General features: G+C 79.0%; 1 pseudogene. It reads right to left on the reverse strand.

From position 1 onward, the window contains the following. Window positions 1-438 (reverse strand): annotated as a pseudogene (locus tag G3I78_RS47850) (ATP-grasp domain-containing protein); the annotation flags it as partial.

A 438-nucleotide genomic window follows, 5' to 3' on the forward strand; every position in this document is an offset into this window, starting at 1 on the left:
CGGCGCGCGCCGTACGCCGGCCGTGCGCCGGGACACCGCGCAGTGCGCGCACGCCCTTCCCCGCACCCCTGCCGAGGAACGCGGCGAGCATCGCGAGGAACGGCATCGGGTCGTCGGCGGCGAACCAGGCCGCCTCCACCCGCCCCCGCTCCGCCCGCGGTGCCACCCGTACCGGTCCGGGCCGCTCGCCCCCGGTACGGCCGTGCCCGGCCTCGGCCCCGGCCTCCCCGGCCCGCGCGGGAGCTGGAACGGGAACGGACGCCGTCCCCTCGGCCGGGGAGCGCCAGGGGAGTTGGCGGCCGCGGACCGCCGCCAGCAGGGCGTAGTTCTCGGCGACGAACACCCGGCCGGGTCCGCCCGCGGGCTCCGGGACCCGTTGACCCGTCAGGTCCAGGTACATCGCCTGGACCACGTCCAGGCCGCCCGCGTCCGTGAAGA

The sequence above is a fragment of the Streptomyces sp. SID13726 genome (assembly GCF_010548375.1).
Classification (GTDB): Bacteria; Actinomycetota; Actinomycetes; order Streptomycetales; family Streptomycetaceae; genus Streptomyces.